We start from the raw sequence: 16,582 nt of genomic DNA, 5'->3' as shown, positions 1-16,582 counted from the left end.
CGGTGCACCGGGCAACGCGGCCCTGTCACGGCACCCGAATCGGCGACAGGGTCGTGGTGTCCGGCCGAAGACGTCGCCATCGACGCCTCGGCGACTCACCGCATATCGACCAGGGGGTTCGCATGTTGCAACGCAGGATCGAGGACGTCATGACCCGTGACGTGGTCACCGTCGGCCCCGACACCGAGTTCCGCGACATCGTCGCCGCGTTGCACGCCCGGGGGATCAGCGCCCTGCCGGTCGTCGACGACGAGCGGCGGATCCTGGGCATCGTCTCGGAGGCGGACCTGCTGCGCGCCCAGGTGGAGCAGGCCGAGGACACCCACCTCCTGCCGGGCCTGCGCCGACTGGCGAACCGACACACCAAGGGCGAGGGCCACACGGCGCACGAGCTGATGACCACCCCCGTGGTGAGCGTGGATCCCGCCGCCGGCACCCTGCGCGGCGCGCGTCTGATGGATCGCCACCACGTCAAGCGCCTCCCGGTGGTCGACGCGGACGGTCGGCTGATCGGCATCGTCAGCCGCTGCGACCTGCTGCGCACCTTCCTGCGCCCGGACGCCGAGATCCGCGCCGAGATCGAGCAGGACGTACTGCGCGCGGCGCTGTGGCTGGAGCCCGGCACGATCGTGGTGGACGTGCGCGACGCGGTGGTGTGCCTGTCCGGGGCGGTCGACAACCGCAGCCTCATCGACATCGTGCTGCGGCTGTGTCGTGCCGTCGACGGCGTCGAGAGCGTGACCCACACCCTGACCTTCGACTTCGACGACAGCCACATCAGGCCCGGACCGGCGCACTTCAGCCGCCGCCTGCCCGGCCGTTGAGGAGAACACCGTGTTCCACGTCTCCGGCCGCATCGGCCTCATTCCCAAGCAACACCTGGATCGGCTCCTGGCGTTCGGCCGGCCGGTCACGTTCGAGCCGGGCACCCGCCTGTTCGAGGAGAACCGGCCGGCCCGCGACTTCTGGCTCGTCGAAGGCGGCTCCGTCTGCCTGGACGTGCACGTCCCCGGCGGGCCCGCGGCGACCGTCGAGACGCTGGGACCGGGTGAACTCGTCGGCTGGAGCTGGCTGTTCCCGCCCTACCGGTGGCACCTGGGCGGCCGCGCCGTCGGCACCGTCCGGGCCGTGGAGTTCGACGCGGGCGCGGTGCGGGCCGAATGCGAGCGCGATCCCGACTTCGGCCGAGCGATCACCCTCGCGTGCGCGCAGGTGATCGCCTGCCGCCTCCAGGCGAGTCGACTGCGACTGCTGGACCTGTACGGGCCACACCACTCGACGAACAACGAACCCACGGAGGGCTGAGAGGGCGCAGGCTCCGGAACCTTTCGGTGGCCGGGGCCTGTGGCGTGCCCGGAGGGCGTCGACGCGGGCCGCGTTTGATCGAAGGGCCGAACGGCCCTGCCGGTGGCCGCCGGCTTCGGTACACGCTGTCGTATCCCGCGGTCGGCGGGGCGACCCGTATTCCATCCACACTCGATTCCAGGAGTTCGACGTGAACGACAACTCTTCCACCGGCGCAACGGCCGCCCACGACGACGGGGCCGTGCGCGGTCACGTCGTCGTGGGCGTGGACGGTTCGCCCATTTCGGATCTCGCGACGCATCGGGCCGCCGACGAGGCGGCGCTGCGTCACGTGCCTCTGGAGGTCATGCATGTCGTCGACCGGGTCCCGGCCGATGGCGACGAGGACCGTGCGGCGCGGTTACGGCAGGAGGCGCGGATTCTGGTGGGTGACGCCGCCGAGCGTGCCCGACGACGCCGACCCGAACTGGAGGTCGTCACCACGGTCGCCCTCGCCCCGACCATCCCCACTCTGGAGGAGGCCTGCGAGCGCGCGGCGCTCGTCGTGCTCGGCAGTCGTGGTCGGGGCGGCTTCGCGGGCCTGCTGCTGGGCTCGGTCTCGTTGTCCGTCGCGGCCTCGTCTCGCTGCCCCGTTCTCATCGTCCACGCACGACACGGCAACGCCCCGGCGGACGAACCGGGCACCGTCGTGGTGGGCGTCTCCGACTTCGACTGCCACCCCGCCGTCGAGGCCGCGTTCGTGGCGGCCCAGGCACGAGGTGTGCCGTTGCGTGCGCTGCACGCCTGGACACCGCCGGTGTCCCCGGCCGCGCCCTATGCGGCCCCGCTGTGGTCCGGCGACGAGGGACGCAGGGCCGCCGAGGCCACGCTCGGCGCGGCTCTCGCTCCGTTCGTGGACAAGTATCCCGAGGTGTCCGTCACCGAGCAGGTCGTGTGTGACATTCCCGCTCACGCGCTTTTGTCCGCCACGGACGAGGCCGATCTGATCGTGCTGGCCGCCCATCGCCGTCACGGCCGCTTCGGCCCCAACCTCGGCCACGTCGCCCATGTCCTGCTGCATCACAGCAAGGCTCCGGTTCTGCTGATCCCCATCGATTGACGCGTCCCCCAGCACAGGTCGGCCGAGGCCGCCGGGCGTTCAACCGCCCGGCGGCCTCGACGTGTTCGGTGTGTCAGTCCGATGGCACGACCAAGAGCGGCGCGTGCGCGTGGTGCAGCAAGGCGATCGCCGTGTGTCCAAGGCGGGGTCCGAAGTGGTGCGGCGAGGGATGCCGCCCGACGACGACCAGGCCCGCGTCCCGCGACGCCGCGACGAGTGCGGCGCCGGCACCTCCCTGGACGACGCGTTCCTCGACCGCCACCCGCGGGTGGGTCTCCCGCAGCGGCGACACCACGGTCGCGAGCACCCGGCGCGCGAACTCCTGGGCGCGGTGGTAGGGCGTCTCGGCCCCCTGTGGCTCTCGCAGCACTCGCGGGACATCGGGGAAATCCCAGGCGTGCACCACGATCAGGCCCACCTCACGTGCTCGGGCCTCGGCGAAGGCGCGCTCCAGCGCGGGTCGGCTGTCCTCGTCGGCAACGCCCACCACCACGGGCCGCTCGGCCGCCACCCGGGTGCGGACCACAAGGAGGGGGCAGGGCGCCCGACCGGCCAGGGCCAGGCTCACCGACCCGAGCAGGATCCCGGCGAACGCACCGTGTCCACGGCTTCCCACGACCAGCAGATCGGCCCGCTTGGCGACCTCCAGCAGCCCCGCCACGGGGCTGTCGCGCACGACCGAGGAACGTATCCCGATCTCGTGCTGTCGCGACCGGGCAACGTCCGTGGCCTCCCGGCGGATCCGTTCGACGTGGTCGCTCAGCGCCTCGCGGTAGCCGGCGTACCGCTCGTGCGCCGATCCCTCCCAGGCGAACACGATCTCCAACTCCGCGCCCCGGCGGGCGGTTTCGTCGGCGGCCTCGATCACGGCGGCGGTCGCCTCGGGCGAACCGTCGGTCGCCGCGACGACGAGCGGTGTCCGGTCCATGTCACATCTCCATTCACGCGGGTGGGTGACGCCTCGTGCTCACCGTCGCGCTGGCTCCCGGACGCCCGACAGGGCCGACCGGCCCTGCGCGGGGGCCGATCGACCCGTCCGGTGCCGACGCCTGCGTCAACGGATCGTGCCCATCCCGGCTCGCACGTGCCGCTTGAAGGCCGGTGGAAAGGCCCGGATCAGCCGGTCGAGTGCATCGGCCAACTCCCGTACCGCAGCCTGTCCGTAGGCGTTGAGCGTGGGCTCGGACCGGGCTTGGTGAGCGAGCACTTCGTCGTCCACCGCGGCGGCGCAGCGGGCGACCTCGCCGGGCATCACGAGCAGGCTCTGCGCGTTGTCGGCGAGCAGGCACCACGGTGGCACGGTGGTGGGGACCATCGGTGCCAGGCGCCGCCAGGACGGTCCGACGGTCATCGAGGCCGCGACCGGCGCGAGTCGGCGGCGCAGGTCGAGGAACGGGGTCAGGAACGTGCTCAGGTCGGTTTCCGCCTGGTGCACCTCGTGGACCACCGCGGCGCGCACCGTGGCCGGCGTGCGTGCGGTGTACCGGTCACGCTCGCACGCGCCGTTGTGCTCCCGATCCCGGGTCGCCGTTTCCGGTCAGTGGGCGCGGAGTCCGTGTGCGCGGAACTGCGCGCGGACGCGCTCGACCAGTCCGGCCCGCGGCAGTGGCGTATCTCGCAACGGGAAGGTGATGCCCAGGTCGTCGTACTTGGCGGCGCCGAGTTTGTGGAAGGGCAGCACATCGACGCGTTCGACGTTGCCCAACCCTGCTGCGAACGCCGCGAGTTCGTCGATCATCGCGGGATCCTCGGTCAGCCCCGGGACCAGCACGAAGCGCAGCCACACGGGGATGCCCAGGTCGGCCAGGCGCCGGGCGAACGCGAGCGTGGGCGCGAGTTCGCGGCCGGTGAGTCGGCGGTAGGCGTCGGGGTCGAAGGACTTGATGTCGAGCAGGACGAGGTCGGTCGCGGACAACAGGCGATCGCCGGCGCGGGCGCCGAGGTATCCGGAGGTGTCCAGCGCGGTGTGCAGGCCCAGTTCGCGACAGCGGCACAGCACCGCCTCGACGAAGTGGGGCTGGAGCAGGGGTTCGCCGCCGGTGATCGTGACGCCCCCGCCGCTCGCGCGCAGGAAGTCCCGGCATGCCTTGATCTCGTCCATCACCGCGTCGACGTCCGTGCGCCGGCCGTCGCGCAGGTGCCAGGTGTCCGGGTTGGCGCAGTACAGGCAGCGCAGCGGGCAGCCGTTCACGAACAGCACGAAGCGGGTCCCGGGCCCGTCCACGCCCGTGGACATGTCCCACGAGTGCACCAGCCCGATGTCGCCGTTGTTGCGGGGGTGGGTGCCGTGCACGGTCGGGCGCGGGATCGCTCGCACCGTGCTCACCGGGCCTCGTGGAAGGTCCGGCCGATCACGTCGAGCTGCTGCTCGCGGGTCAGGCGGACGAAGCGGACCGCGTATCCGGAGACGCGGATGGTCAGGTCCGGGTACCGCTCGGGGTGTTCCATGGCGTCGGTGAGCGTGGCCCGGTCGAGCACGTTGACGTTCACGTGGAAGCCGCCGGAGGCGAAGTAGCCGTCGAGCAGGCCGACCAGGTTGTCGGCGCGCTCGCTCGGATCGTGGCCGAGTCCCTCGGGGGTCACGGTCGAGGTCAGCGAGATGCCGTCGCGGGCCGACTCGTAGGGGATCTTGGCGACCGACAGCGCGGAGGCGGCCATGCCGTGCCGGTCGCGGCCGTTCATCGGGTTGGCCCCGGGCGCGAACGGTGTACCGGCGCGGCGCCCGTCGGGGGTGTTGCCGGTGTGTTTGCCGTAGACCACGTTGGAGGTGATGGTCAGCACCGACAGCGTGTGCTCGGCGTCCCGGTAGGTGGGGTGGCGCCGCAGTTTGGTCAGGAACGAGCGCACCAGGCCGACCGCGATCGTGTCGGCGCGGTCGTCGTTGTTGCCGAACGCGGGATACTCCCCCAGGACGCGGTAGTCGACGGCCAGGCCGGTGTCCGCGTCGCGGATCACCTCGACTCCCGCGTGCCGAACCGCCGAGAGGCTGTCCGCGACCACCGAGAGTCCGGCGATGCCGCAGGCCATGGTGCGGTGTACGGGATGGTCGTGCAGCGCCATCTCCAGGCGCTCGTAGGCGTACTTGTCGTGCATGTGGTGGATGATGTTGAGCGCGTCGACATAGACGCCCGCCAGCCAGTCCAGGACGTGGTCGAACGCCGCGTCGAGCTCCGCCGGATCGAGCCGATCACCGGTCAGCGGAAGGGACTTCGGGCCGACCTGCTCGCCGCTGATCTCGTCCCGGCCGCCGTTGATCGCGTACAGCAGGGCCTTGGCGAGGTTGACCCGGGCGCCGAAGAACTGCATGTCCTTGCCCACGGCCATCGCCGACACGCAGCACGCGATCGCGGTGTCGTCCCCGGTGCGCGGGCGCATCAGGTCGTCGGACTCGTACTGGATCGAGCTGGTGTCGATGGAAACCTGCGCGCAATAGCGCCTGAAGGCGAGCGGCAACCCGGGCGACCACAGCACGGTCAGGTTCGGCTCGGGCGCGGGCCCCAGGTTGTACAGGGTCCGCAGGTAGCGGAAGGAGGTGCGCGAGACCAGCGGACGCCCGTCGGTGCCGATGCCGCCGAGGGATTCGGTGACCCAGGTGGGGTCGCCGGAGAACAGCGCGTCGTACTCGGGGGTGCGCAGGAAGCGGATGATCCGCAGCTTGATCACGAAGTCGTCGATCAGCTCCTGGGCGCGGCTCTCGTCGATGCGGCCCTCGCGCAGGTCCCGCTCCAGGTAGACGTCCAGGAACGTGGAGGTGCGGCCTAGCGACATCGCGGCGCCGTTCTGCTCCTTGGTCGCGGCCAGGTAGGCCAGGTACAGCCACTGCACGGCCTCGTGCGCGGTGGCCGCAGGGCGGGCGACGTCGCAGCCGTAGGTCGCGGCCATCTCCTTCAACTCGACCAGGGCGCGCACCTGTTCGGCCAGTTCCTCCCGATCCCGGATCACCTCGGCGGTGGCGGACAGCGAATCAAGGGCGCTGCGGTCGGCCCGCTTGGCCTCGATCAGCCGGTCCACGCCGTACAGGGCCACGCGCCGGTAGTCGCCGATGATCCGCCCCCGGCCGTAGGCGTCCGGGAGCCCGGTGATCAGACCCGCTCGGCGCGCGCGCAGGATCTCGGGGGTGTACGCGTCGAAGACGGCGTCGTTGTGGGTCTTGCGGTAGGTGCCGAACACCGCGCGCACGAACGGGTCCATCTCGTAGCCGTAGGCGCGCAGGCCGCTCTCGACCATGCGCAGCCCGCCGCCCGGCATGATCGCCCGCTTGAGCGGGGCGTCGGTCTGCAGGCCGACGATCAGCTCCCGGTCGCGGTCGATCCAGCCGGGGGCGTGCGAGGTGATCGTGGACGGCGTCGCGGTGTCCACGTCCAACACGCCCTTGCGGCGCTCCTCGGGGAACAGCGCGGACACCCGCTCCCACACCGCGCGCGTGCGCGCGGTGGCCTCGCACAGGAAGTCCGCGTCGCCGGTGTAGGGCATGTGGTTGGTGTGGATGAAGTCGCGGACGTCGACGCCGTGTTGCCAGGCCCCGGAGCGGAAGTCGCGCCAGGGCGCGAGGTCGACATCCGAGGGGGATGTGGTGGTGGTCGTCATGGTGGCCTCTCGATGGACTCGATCGACTCGATCTCGGCACCTCACACACTGGCCGCCCCCCAACGCGCCGGGCAGGGGCGGACGGCCCGATCGACTCTGCCGAACGGCCCGGCCCCGGGGGGGTGTCGAGCCGGTTCGCCGAGGGACGTCACGTGCCCTTTCCGGAGGCGACGAGTGAACGTGTCTCGTGGGCGATCTCGATGTCCTCGCGGGCGGTGACCACGAGCGTGCGGACCGGGCCGCCGGCGGCGCCCACCTCGGCGTCGCCGCGCGCCTCGGCGTTGGCGCGCGGGTCCAGGCGCACGCCCAGGAAGGCGAGTTCGCGAACGGCGTCGGCCCGGATGGCGTCGTCGTGTTCGCCGACTCCGCCGGTGAAGGCGAGCACGTCCAGGCCGCCCATCGCGGCGGCCATGGCGGCGATCTTCGTCCGGAGTCGGTAGGCGTAGATCCGGCGGGCGATCGCGGCGCGCCGATCGCCGGCCTCGGCCGCGGCGCGGATGGCCCGCATGTCCCCGCCGTGTCCGGCCAGCGCCGCCATGCCTCCGCCGTGTTCCAGCGCCTGTTCGAGGTCTTCCGCGGTGACGCCCTGGCGCTGGAGCCACAGGATCAGGCCCGGATCGACATCGCCCGCCCGGGTCGCCATGACCAATCCCTCGGCCGGGGTGAATCCCATGGTCGTGTCGACCGACTCGCCGCCGCGTACGGCGGCCAGCGAGGCCCCCGCGCCCAGGTGGCAACTCACCACCCGCACCGACTCCGGGTCCGCGCCCGCCAGTTCGCAGGCACGCCGGGCGGCGTACGCGTGGGACAGGCCGTGGAAGCCGTACCGGCGCAGCCCCCACTTCGTGCGCCAGCCCTCCGGCAGGGCGTACGTACTCGCCTCAGCCGGCAGCGTGCGGTGGAACGCGGTGTCGAAGCAGGCGACCGCCGGCACGCCCGGCAGCGCGCGACGAACCGCGTCGATCCCCGCGAGCGCCCGCCCCTGGTGCAGCGGCGCCAGCGGCGCGAGGCCGGCGATCCGCGCGAACACCGACGGATCGAGCCGGGTCGCACCGGTGAACTCCGCTGCGCCGTGCACCACCCGGTGTCCGACGGCGTCGACGGGTCCGGCATCGCGCAGAAATCCGGAAACCGCCCCGTCCGGAATCACGTCGGGGCACTCGATGGTCGACGCGCACACGACGGTGTCGCGCGCGTCGAGTACCGACAGCTTCACGGTCGACGACCCGGCGTTGACGACAAGGACTCGATCGGGGCTCGTCATGTGTACTCCCTCGCGATTGATCTGCATTCGATGCGCGGACCCGGGGATCGCATCCGCGGCGCACTCTCGGCAACCGAGACTCGCACGGGTTCAGGCGTCACCCATCCGGGGACGCAACCTGCGACCGGTGACATCCCTCGGACGGACCCGGGTCCACACCTCCGGGACGCCTTCGGACCAGGTGCGGGCCTCCGCCGTCGCCAACCGGGCCGTCTCGGCCGGATCGGTCACGGGCTCGGCGTCGCCGATCACGAGCACACTCCACCCCAACCGGGCGATCCGAATCAGCTCGTCCACCTCGAAGGCCACCCGCCCGACCAGATCGGCGGGCCGCGAGCCCACCGCGCTGCGGTAGATCACATCCGTGCCGTCCATCAGGTAGTCGACCGGCAGCACGAACGGCTCCCGGGTCATCGCCGGGGCAACGCGCCCGACGTCGTGCAGGAACAGTCGGGCCCGGCACTCCTCCTCGGTCATCACGACCAACTCCCGCGTCTCGGGCGCGGCTGGGGACGCGGGTGCCGGTTCCGGCGCGGGCGGCGCCTCCGCGATGCCGCGCAACAGGTGTTCGGCGCTGGTACCCAGTGCCGCCGCCAAACCCGTGAGCGCCGCGAACGACACCGGCGCGGACCCCTCCTCCAAGTGTTCGAGCCAGTCCACCGACAGGTCCGTACGGCGCGCGAGTTGCCGCACGGTGAGCCCGAGGCCACGTCGCCGCCGCCGTACGCCGACCGCCAGGACAAGGTGGTCGGGGCGGTGTGTACCCGCCGTTTCATCGTCCATGTGTGCCGCCTCCGTGGATGGGTGCGCTATCTCCTCCGACGGTTGCGCCACAGGGAGGATTCCGGCAGGGCCGTTGGACCCGCTCGAACGGAAATCGGCCGGGTTCGAGGGCACTTGCGAGGCGTTCGGCCGGATCACTCGCCCCGGATTTCGGGTGTGCGGTGATACAGCGTCACAGGGACATACGGCCAGGCCGGGGTGAAGGGGGCGAGGGCCGTCCGGACGGCACCTCGTACACGGCGGAAGGCGGTTGCCGTCGGGGAGGCGGCGACCGTGATGTCGGCGACGACGACGCTCTCGCGCGCTGTCAGGCCGACGTGCACGTCGGCCGGCGCGGTCACCCCGGCGAGCGCGCGGGACACCGCACGTGCCACCACCCGGTGCGCGGTGGGACCGACCGGGGAGAACGCGCGGTGGCACGCGGCCTCGACATCCGCCGGCCCGCACACCACGTCCGCGCGCGACAGTGTCCAGGTCCCGCCCAGGGTGTCGACGGGTCCACAGACCACCAGCGGGACACCGGCCACGAGCGCGCACATCGCGCCCTGCTCGCGTGCCGTCTGCGGCCCGGCCTCGGTGCGCACGTCCACGACGACGTCGACGTCCGGTGCGAGCAGTGGGCATCCGCCCCCCACTGTCCAGGCCACGCACGGTGCCTCGGTATCGACCGCCGATCCCCCGTGGCAGCGCAGCACCCTGTGCCCGGCCGCGGTCAGCTCGCCCGCGACCGGCTCGCAGCCGCCTGTGTGCGACTCGGTCAGCACGATTTTCAACCCCCGTCGACGCATGATCCCTCCCCTGGGTCGCGTCCCAATCTGCCCGCCGACGCGATGCCGCGGAAGGGCCGAACGTCGCTCCGCAGATGACTCGTTCGAGCCAGTGCGCCCCTTCATTCGAGCTGCCGCGCGCCGGCCCACTCCGGGTGGCGCACTCCGGGTGGCGAATCAGGACGCGGGAGACACCCGGGCCGAACGGCCCCGGACGCCGGGCAACGCGGCCCTGTCACACCGTCGACGGCGGTCGCATGCTGAGGATGTCCCCCGGGAGGTGACACGGTGAACGTCCTCATCGCGTACGCGAGCGCGCGCGGCAGTACGCAGGCAATCGCCCACCCCATCGGAGAGCGCCTGCGCGGGCGCGGACCGCACGCGCGGGTCGGCCCGATGGACGACGTCGACGAGCACTGCCTCGAACTCGCCGACCGTCCGATCTGGCCGTTCGACGTCGGCTCGGCCCGCGTGCTCGGAGGCGGCTTCGGGCGCCGCGCCCCCACTCCCGAGAGCGTCGCGAGGATCTCCGCCGTCGCGAAGGTGCACGATCATCACCGCTTCGCCGACGCCATCGCCCGCGACGATCTTTCGTTCCGCGGTCGGCTGTTCCTCCGTCTGGTGGGGGGACGGTACGGCGATTTCCGGAACCGGGACGAGATCGAGGCGTGGGCGGACACCATCGCCGCCGAGTTCGTTCCGCGAGCGCCCACGTCGGGAGGTACGACATGACACACGGCACGATCGGGGACGTGATGACGCGTGACGTCGTCACCGTCGGCTCCGGCGCCCGCTTCCGTGACATCGCGAGGGTGCTGGAGACGTGGCAGGTGAGTGCACTTCCGGTGGTGGACGATGCCCATCGGCTGCTCGGCATCGTCTCGGAGGCGGACCTGCTGCACGTGCGCGTTGCCGGCGCCGAGATGTCGCGGACACGGCAGGGCTGGGCACGGGAACGCGAGGTATCGCCACCCGACGAGGCACTCACCGCGCGAGGTCTGATGACCGCTCCGGTGATCACCGTGGCAACGACCTCGAGTACCCGTTGGGCGGCTCGGCTGATGGACCGCCACCGCGTCAAGCGCCTTCCGGTGGTGGACCGGTCCGGGCGGCTGGTGGGCATCGTCAGCCGAGGCGACCTGCTGGGCGCCCTCGTGCGCTCGGACGCGGAGATCCGCGCGGAGATCGAGCGCGAGGTCCTCGGCGAGGCCCTGTGTCTGGCTCCCGGAACGATCGAGGTCGAGGTCCGCGACGGCGTCGTACATCTCACGGGCGAGGTCGACCACCCCACCCTCGTCGACGTCGTGACACGGCTGTGCGCCGCCGTGGACGGCGTCGAGGAGGTCACCCACGGACTCACCCGAGCCCGCGGTCCCGAACGCCCCTTCCACCCGCCGAAGGGCGGATGTGTGGAAGGGTGGTAGACGAAGGGCCCCGACGCACAGACACCGACGCCCACCCGCCGACAGCGGGCTCGGGCAACACCGGTGGGTACGCGTCGGGACCCACCGGTCTCAGGTCCGGTGGCGCTCGTTGCCCTGGTGCAACTCGGTCATGTACACGGCGGCCTGGACGCGGCGTTCGAGGCCGAGTTTGTTCAGGACCGCCGAGACGTAGTTCTTGACCGTCTTTTCCGCCAGGCCGAGGCTTTCGGCGATCTCGCGGTTGGTCTGCCCCCGGGCGATGTGCTCCAGGACCTGTTGTTCCCGTTCGCTGAGCCCGGTCGGCCCCGGCTCCGCGGCCGGTCCCTGACGTACGCGTTCCAGGACGCGCGTGGTCACCGCCGGGTCGAGCAGCGACTGTCCCGCGGCGACCGCACGCACGGCGGCGATCAGGTCCCGGCCGCGGATCTGCTTGAGCACGTAGCCCGCCGCGCCGGCCATGATCGCCGCGAACAGCGCGTCCTCGTCGTCGTACGAGGTCAGGATCAACGCGTTGATCTCGGGGAAGCGCGAACGCACCTCGCGGCACACGTCGATGCCGCTGCCGTCCGGCAGGCGCCCGTCGAGAATCGCGACGTCCGGCCGCAGCGCCGGGATGCGCCGGGCCGCCTCGGCGGCCGAGCCCGACTCGCCGACCACCTCGATGTCGGGTTCACCACCGAGCAGGTCGGCCAGCCCCCTGCGAACCACCTCGTGGTCGTCCAGCAGGAACACACGGATGGGCGATGTCGACACGGCCCTCCTCCCGAGATCACACGTAACTCCATTGTCGGACGTCGTGGACGCCCGTGCCTGTCACACCGTCACCGTATCGGGCGGTGCAGCCCCAGGAGAACGGTCAGCAGGTCACGGTCGGTGAGAACCCCCAGCGCCGCGCCGCCGGCGTCGACGACGAGCAGCGCGTCGCGGCGGTGCCTGAGCAACTGCTCACCCGCCGTCACCACGTCGGTGTCGGGGGAGACGAAGGTCGTCTCGGTGTCGGCGACGACGCGTCCGGCGGTGTGCTGCTTGAGGCCCAGCGGGTCCAGGGTCCAGACGGCGGCAAGGTCGCGGTCGCTGATCAGGCCCAGGGCCCGATCGCCGTCGACGACGCCGACGTGGTGCAGCCGAGTGGTGATCATGTTGTCCATCACCGCCCACAACGTGTCCTCGGCAACCACCGTGACCACCGGTCCGTGCATCACCTCGCGCACGGTCGGAATGCGCGGACTCGTGTCCGGGATGGCCTGCGTCGTCTCGGTCATGGCGTTACTCCTGTCGCGTGTGTGGCCACGGGGATCGGGGGGCGGTCTTCCCCGTCCGGCGCGGCACCGACGGTGACCGTGAGGTCGGGCCGGGCGTGGTCCGGGGTCCGCTCCGCCGTGTCCATGGGTTCCTCCTCGACGAGAGGTACACCCCCACCCTGCGCCGCCCCCGCCGGTGCGCACAGGGTCTCCCGGCCCTGTCACGAGGTCTTCCCCAGGGCCGACCGGCCCTGTTCGGGATGTCGTCGACCGAAATCGCGAATCTTCCATGCCACGAACAGCAGACGCGTGCGACGTGGTTTGACACGATGGACGCGACAGCCGTTTCGACGGTCTTCGATCCTCTGGAGGGTTTGTGGCGTCGGATCAGCGACCGGCATTGCCGCGGATGCGTCTGGACGAGTTGTTGGACGAGCTCCAGGCGCACGTGGAGGTGGTGCGTTCGGCCAGGGACCGGGTCAACGGGCTGCTGGAGGCCGTGCTGTCCGTGGGCAGCGATCTGGACCTGGAGACCGTGCTGCGCCGCATCGTCGAGTCGGCGGTGTCCCTGGTCGACGCCGAATACGGCGCCCTCGGCGTGATCGGCGACGAGGAACGACTCGCCCGATTCCTGCCCGTGGGCATGGACCCCGCCACCATCCTGCGCATCGGCCCCTTCCCCACCGGACGCGGCATCCTCGGCCTGATCATCCGCGACCCCCACCCCCTGCGCCTGCACGACCTGTCCGAACACCCCGACTCGTTCGGCTTCCCGCCCGGCCACCCGCCCATGAACACCTTCGTCGGTGTCCCCATCCGCATCCGCGACACCGTCTTCGGCAACCTCTACCTCACCGAGAAACGCGGCGGCGCCGACTTCGACGAGGACGACGAGGCCGTCCTGCGCACCCTCGCCGCCGCCGCGGGCGTGGCCATCGACAACGCCCGCCTGTACGACGACGTCCGCCGCCGCGAACGCTGGCTCACCGCCAGCTCCGACCTCACCCGCAGCCTGCTCTCCGGCCGACCCCCCGCCGACGTGCTCCGCTCCTTCACCACGACCATCCGCGAGATGGCCGACGCCGATCTGGTGACCCTGGCGGTGCCGGTGGCCGGCAGCGACGACCTGGTGGTGGAGGCCGCCTCGGGCCCACTCGCGGACGGCGTTCGCGGTCTGGTCCTGTCCGGCGAAAGCACCCTGATGGGCAAGGTGTTCGCCTCCGGCGAGACGATCGTCAGCAACGATCTCAGTCGCAATCCCAGCGCGGTGGTGGCCAAGACGGTGGCGCCCGAGCTGGGTTCGGCGTTCCTGCTGCCGCTCGGCACTCGCGAAAGCATCCGCGGCGTGCTGCAGGTCGCCAATCGAGTGGATCGCCCGCAGTTGTCGGACGCGGTGCTGCGCATGGTCACCGGCTTCGCCGACCACGCCGCACTCGCCCTGGAGATCGCCGAACGACGCCGCGACGCGGAGTTGTTGACCGTGCTCCAGGACCGCGACCGCATCGCCCGCGACCTCCACGACCTCGCCATCCAACGACTCTTCGCCACCGGCATGACCCTCCAAAGCGCCACCCGCTTCATCGACCACCCCGAAGCCCTCGAACGCGTCGAAACCGCCGTGGACGCCCTCGACGACACCATCAAGGTCATCCGATCCACGATCTTCTCCCTCAAGACCCGCAACCGCGACACCGACACCGCACTACGCTCACGCTGCCTGCGCGAAGTCGACGCCGCCACCGAAACCCTCGGCTACGCCCCCACCCTGCGCGTCGACGGCCTCCTGGACACCACCGTCCCCGAAACCATCGCCGTCCACCTGATCGCGGTCCTGCGCGAAGCACTCGCCAACACCGCCCGCCACGCACACGCAACCCGCGTCGAAGTACACGTGGAAACCGACGGAACCGAAGTATGGCTACACGTCCGCGACAACGGCGACGGCCCACCCACACCCCCAACCCGCGACAGCGGCCTCGCCAACATGCGCGAACGCGCCGAAACCCTCGGCGGAACCTGCACATTCGGCCCGGCACCCGACCACGGCGCACTACTCGAATGGCGCGTACCACTGGGTTGACCGTGTTCGCCTTCGGGTCACTCGGCCCCCGTCGCCGGGCCCATCGGCCCCTGTGTGGCGGGCGCGGTATGCGTTGACATGGACTCGAAAAAGGCAACGCCGCCCGCGCGGTTGCCCCTTCGAGAAGGGACGAGTCCATGTCTGCCATTCCGCCCCCTCCCACCGGACACGTGGTCGTCGGCGTGGACGGATCGCCCGCCGCGCTCTCCGCCGTCACACAGGCCGCCCTGGAAGCCGCGAACCGGCATCTGCCGTTGGAGATCGTCAGCGCCTGGACCCTGCCCGGCGACGGGCAACTCGACGCCTGCGTACGGCAGATGCGCCGGGAGGCCGAGGAGGCGACGAAGGCGGCCGTCGCCCACGTACAGGCCCTGCACCCGCAGATCTGGACAATCGCCCGGGTCCGCCGAGGCCCCGCGCACGAGGTCCTGCTCGCCTCCGCCGAACACGCCTCCCTCGTGGTGCTCGGAAGCCGCGGACACGGCCGGATGGCCGGTCTGCTCCTGGGCTCGGTCAGCCTTTCGGTGGCCGCGTACACCCCGTGCCCGCTGCTGGTGGTGCGCGACCGGCACGAGGCCCCGTCCCGGCCGGACGGTTCCGGTGAGGGCCTGGTGGTGGTGGGTGTCGCGGGCTCGGATTGCGGCCTCGCGGTGGAAGCCGCTTACGAGGAGGCCGAGTTGCGCCACCTGCGGGTGTGTGCGCTGAACGCGATCCCGCCGATCGTCCCCACCCCCCTCGGGCTGCCCGCGGCGGCCATCGAATCCCTGGCCGCGGAAAGCGCCGTGCGGCGGAGCGCCGTGGATGCCGCACTCGCCGCCTCGCGGGCCAAGCACCCCGAGATCGAATCGCAGGTGCGTGTCATACGCGAGGGCGCGAGTCAGGCGCTGGTGGAGGCATCGCGCGAGGCGGACCTGGTGGTCCTCGCCGCGCACCGTCGCACCGCCCGTTTCGGCACGCGTCTGGGACGGGTCGGTCACACGGTCCTGCACCACGCACACGCCCCCGTCCTGATCGTGCCGGTCGGCTGAGGCAACGGGCCGGGCCCGACCGAAGTCCCGGATGTGGTCGGACGGTTCGTCACGCGAGCGCGGTTCGTTCCGGGCACGAGGAAGACGCACGAAGAGGACTGCGACCCGAGGCGGTCGTCCCGGATCCGTCGGGGACGACCGCCTTTTGCCGTGTCGGCCCGTCCGATCCATCGGCAACGTCCCGGCGGCAACCGGCTGTTGGACCCACCGTTTCGGGCCTCTCGGCCCTGGGGCGGCTGCCGGGATCACGGGAGATTGATGCCAACGGCCCGGCAACGCACGACGGCGGCCGAGCGCCGGGCACCGGGCCCGGCGCCACAGGGAGGGAACCGACATGGCAACCGCACACGACCACCGACTGTCCTCGCGCCTGCACCTGCCCCACCGCCCCACTTCTGCGCCCCGAACCCGGAGGGACGCGACCGGGCCCGACGTCGTGGCCGGCGCCCCGGCGATCGCCGCCACCCGCACCGTCGACGTCGCCGTGGCGAGCCTGCGCGTCCTGCTGGGCTTCGTGTTCCTGTGGGCGTTCCTCGACAAGACGTTCGGCCTCGGCTACGCCACCGCGAACGGCAAGGGCTGGGTCGACGGCGGCTCCCCCACCAAGGGATTCCTGTCCCACGTGCACGTCGGCCCGATGGCCGGCACCCTGCGCGGCTGGGCCGGGGAGACCTGGGCCGACTGGCTGTTCATGCTCGGCCTGCTCGGTGTCGGCCTCGCCCTGATCCTGGGCATCGGCCTGCGTCTGGCGGCCCTGTCCGGCACCGCCATGATGGCGCTGATGTGGATCGCCGAGTGGCCCCCGGCCAAGCACCTCGACAGCGGCAAGCCCACCGCCTCCACCAACCCCTTCACCGACTATCACGTCATCTACGCGATCTCACTGATCACCCTCGCCGCCGTCGCCGTCGGCAGCCGACTCGGCCTCGGCGCCCTGTGGGCCCGCCTGCCGATCGTCCGCGACCACCGCTGGCTGCTCTGATCACCACCACCATCACCACGGA

General features: G+C 71.5%; 17 protein-coding genes. 8 read left to right on the top strand and 9 right to left on the bottom strand.

Annotated features, from left to right (window positions below):
• The first annotated feature begins 122 nt into the window (after positions 1 to 122).
• The 3 genes from ACWGR4_RS32240 (at position 123) to ACWGR4_RS32230 (ending at position 2,404) form a co-directional block, all read left to right on the top strand.
• On the top strand, positions 123 to 824 hold the full coding sequence (locus ACWGR4_RS32240) for a CBS domain-containing protein (RefSeq protein ID WP_452133585.1): 702 nt from the start codon (positions 123 to 125) through the stop codon (positions 822 to 824).
• 10 nt (positions 825 to 834) lie between these two features.
• Positions 835 to 1,305: a Crp/Fnr family transcriptional regulator gene (locus tag ACWGR4_RS32235; protein ID WP_452133584.1), complete on the top strand. Its 471-nt coding sequence runs from the start codon at positions 835 to 837 to the stop codon at positions 1,303 to 1,305.
• A 190-nt stretch (positions 1,306 to 1,495) separates the two neighbouring features.
• Positions 1,496 to 2,404 carry a universal stress protein gene (locus tag ACWGR4_RS32230; protein WP_452133583.1) on the top strand — a complete coding sequence of 303 codons (909 nt, stop codon included), beginning with the start codon at positions 1,496 to 1,498 and terminating at the stop codon, positions 2,402 to 2,404.
• A 73-nt stretch (positions 2,405 to 2,477) separates the two neighbouring features.
• Here ACWGR4_RS32230 and ACWGR4_RS32225 read toward each other — a convergent pair whose 3' ends face one another.
• The 7 genes from ACWGR4_RS32225 to ACWGR4_RS32195 form a co-directional block, all read right to left on the bottom strand.
• Positions 2,478 to 3,332, bottom strand: a complete 855-nt coding sequence (locus tag ACWGR4_RS32225; protein WP_452133800.1) for a universal stress protein — start codon at positions 3,330 to 3,332, stop codon at positions 2,478 to 2,480.
• Between the two features lie 126 nt (positions 3,333 to 3,458).
• Entirely contained in the window at positions 3,459 to 3,863 is a 405-nt protein-coding gene (locus ACWGR4_RS32220) for a hypothetical protein (protein ID WP_452133799.1), read from the bottom strand.
• A gap of 78 nt (positions 3,864 to 3,941) precedes the next feature.
• Positions 3,942 to 4,721, bottom strand: coding sequence for a pyruvate formate-lyase-activating protein (gene pflA, locus ACWGR4_RS32215; protein WP_452133801.1), 780 nt, complete (start codon positions 4,719 to 4,721; stop codon positions 3,942 to 3,944).
• A gap of 5 nt (positions 4,722 to 4,726) precedes the next feature.
• Positions 4,727 to 6,991: a formate C-acetyltransferase gene (pflB, locus tag ACWGR4_RS32210; protein ID WP_452133798.1), complete on the bottom strand. Its 2,265-nt coding sequence runs from the start codon at positions 6,989 to 6,991 to the stop codon at positions 4,727 to 4,729.
• A 148-nt stretch (positions 6,992 to 7,139) separates the two neighbouring features.
• Positions 7,140 to 8,255, bottom strand: a complete 1,116-nt coding sequence (locus tag ACWGR4_RS32205; protein ID WP_452133797.1) for an acetate/propionate family kinase — start codon at positions 8,253 to 8,255, stop codon at positions 7,140 to 7,142.
• A gap of 90 nt (positions 8,256 to 8,345) precedes the next feature.
• The gene (locus ACWGR4_RS32200) at positions 8,346 to 9,038 is read right to left on the bottom strand and encodes a pyridoxamine 5'-phosphate oxidase family protein (protein WP_452133796.1); all 693 of its coding nucleotides are present in this window, start codon (positions 9,036 to 9,038) and stop codon (positions 8,346 to 8,348) included.
• Between the two features lie 134 nt (positions 9,039 to 9,172).
• The gene (locus tag ACWGR4_RS32195; protein WP_452133795.1) at positions 9,173 to 9,826 is read right to left on the bottom strand and encodes a hypothetical protein; all 654 of its coding nucleotides are present in this window, start codon (positions 9,824 to 9,826) and stop codon (positions 9,173 to 9,175) included.
• A gap of 267 nt (positions 9,827 to 10,093) precedes the next feature.
• Between ACWGR4_RS32195 and ACWGR4_RS32190 the strand changes: the two genes are divergently transcribed.
• Both ACWGR4_RS32190 and ACWGR4_RS32185 read left to right on the top strand, forming a co-directional pair.
• On the top strand, positions 10,094 to 10,537 hold the full coding sequence (locus ACWGR4_RS32190; protein ID WP_452133794.1) for a hypothetical protein: 444 nt from the start codon (positions 10,094 to 10,096) through the stop codon (positions 10,535 to 10,537).
• Positions 10,534 to 11,229 carry a CBS domain-containing protein gene (locus ACWGR4_RS32185; RefSeq protein WP_380010713.1) on the top strand — a complete coding sequence of 232 codons (696 nt, stop codon included), beginning with the start codon at positions 10,534 to 10,536 and terminating at the stop codon, positions 11,227 to 11,229. The genes ACWGR4_RS32190 and ACWGR4_RS32185 overlap by 4 nt, the downstream gene beginning before the upstream one ends.
• Positions 11,230 to 11,319: 90 nt before the next feature.
• On the opposite strand, the gene ACWGR4_RS32180 is transcribed toward ACWGR4_RS32185, so the two are convergent.
• Both ACWGR4_RS32180 and ACWGR4_RS32175 read right to left on the bottom strand, forming a co-directional pair.
• Entirely contained in the window at positions 11,320 to 11,982 is a 663-nt protein-coding gene (locus tag ACWGR4_RS32180; protein WP_452133793.1) for a response regulator, read from the bottom strand.
• A 68-nt stretch (positions 11,983 to 12,050) separates the two neighbouring features.
• Positions 12,051 to 12,491, bottom strand: coding sequence for a CBS domain-containing protein (locus ACWGR4_RS32175; RefSeq protein WP_452133792.1), 441 nt, complete (start codon positions 12,489 to 12,491; stop codon positions 12,051 to 12,053).
• Positions 12,492 to 12,879: 388 nt separating this feature from the next.
• Between ACWGR4_RS32175 and ACWGR4_RS32170 the strand changes: the two genes are divergently transcribed.
• The 3 genes from ACWGR4_RS32170 (at position 12,880) to ACWGR4_RS32160 (ending at position 16,560) form a co-directional block, all read left to right on the top strand.
• A complete protein-coding gene (locus ACWGR4_RS32170; protein WP_452134287.1) occupies positions 12,880 to 14,550 on the top strand; it encodes a sensor histidine kinase in 1,671 nt (556 codons plus the stop codon).
• A gap of 137 nt (positions 14,551 to 14,687) precedes the next feature.
• A complete protein-coding gene (locus ACWGR4_RS32165) occupies positions 14,688 to 15,578 on the top strand; it encodes a universal stress protein (protein WP_452131886.1) in 891 nt (296 codons plus the stop codon).
• Between the two features lie 334 nt (positions 15,579 to 15,912).
• On the top strand, positions 15,913 to 16,560 hold the full coding sequence (locus ACWGR4_RS32160) for a DoxX family membrane protein (RefSeq protein ID WP_452131887.1): 648 nt from the start codon (positions 15,913 to 15,915) through the stop codon (positions 16,558 to 16,560).
• The last annotated feature ends 22 nt before the right edge of the window (positions 16,561 to 16,582 follow it).

Source organism: Embleya sp. NPDC055664 (assembly GCF_053618075.1).
Note: the sequence above shows the minus strand (reverse complement) of the source record. Positions and strands in the feature narration are given on the sequence as shown.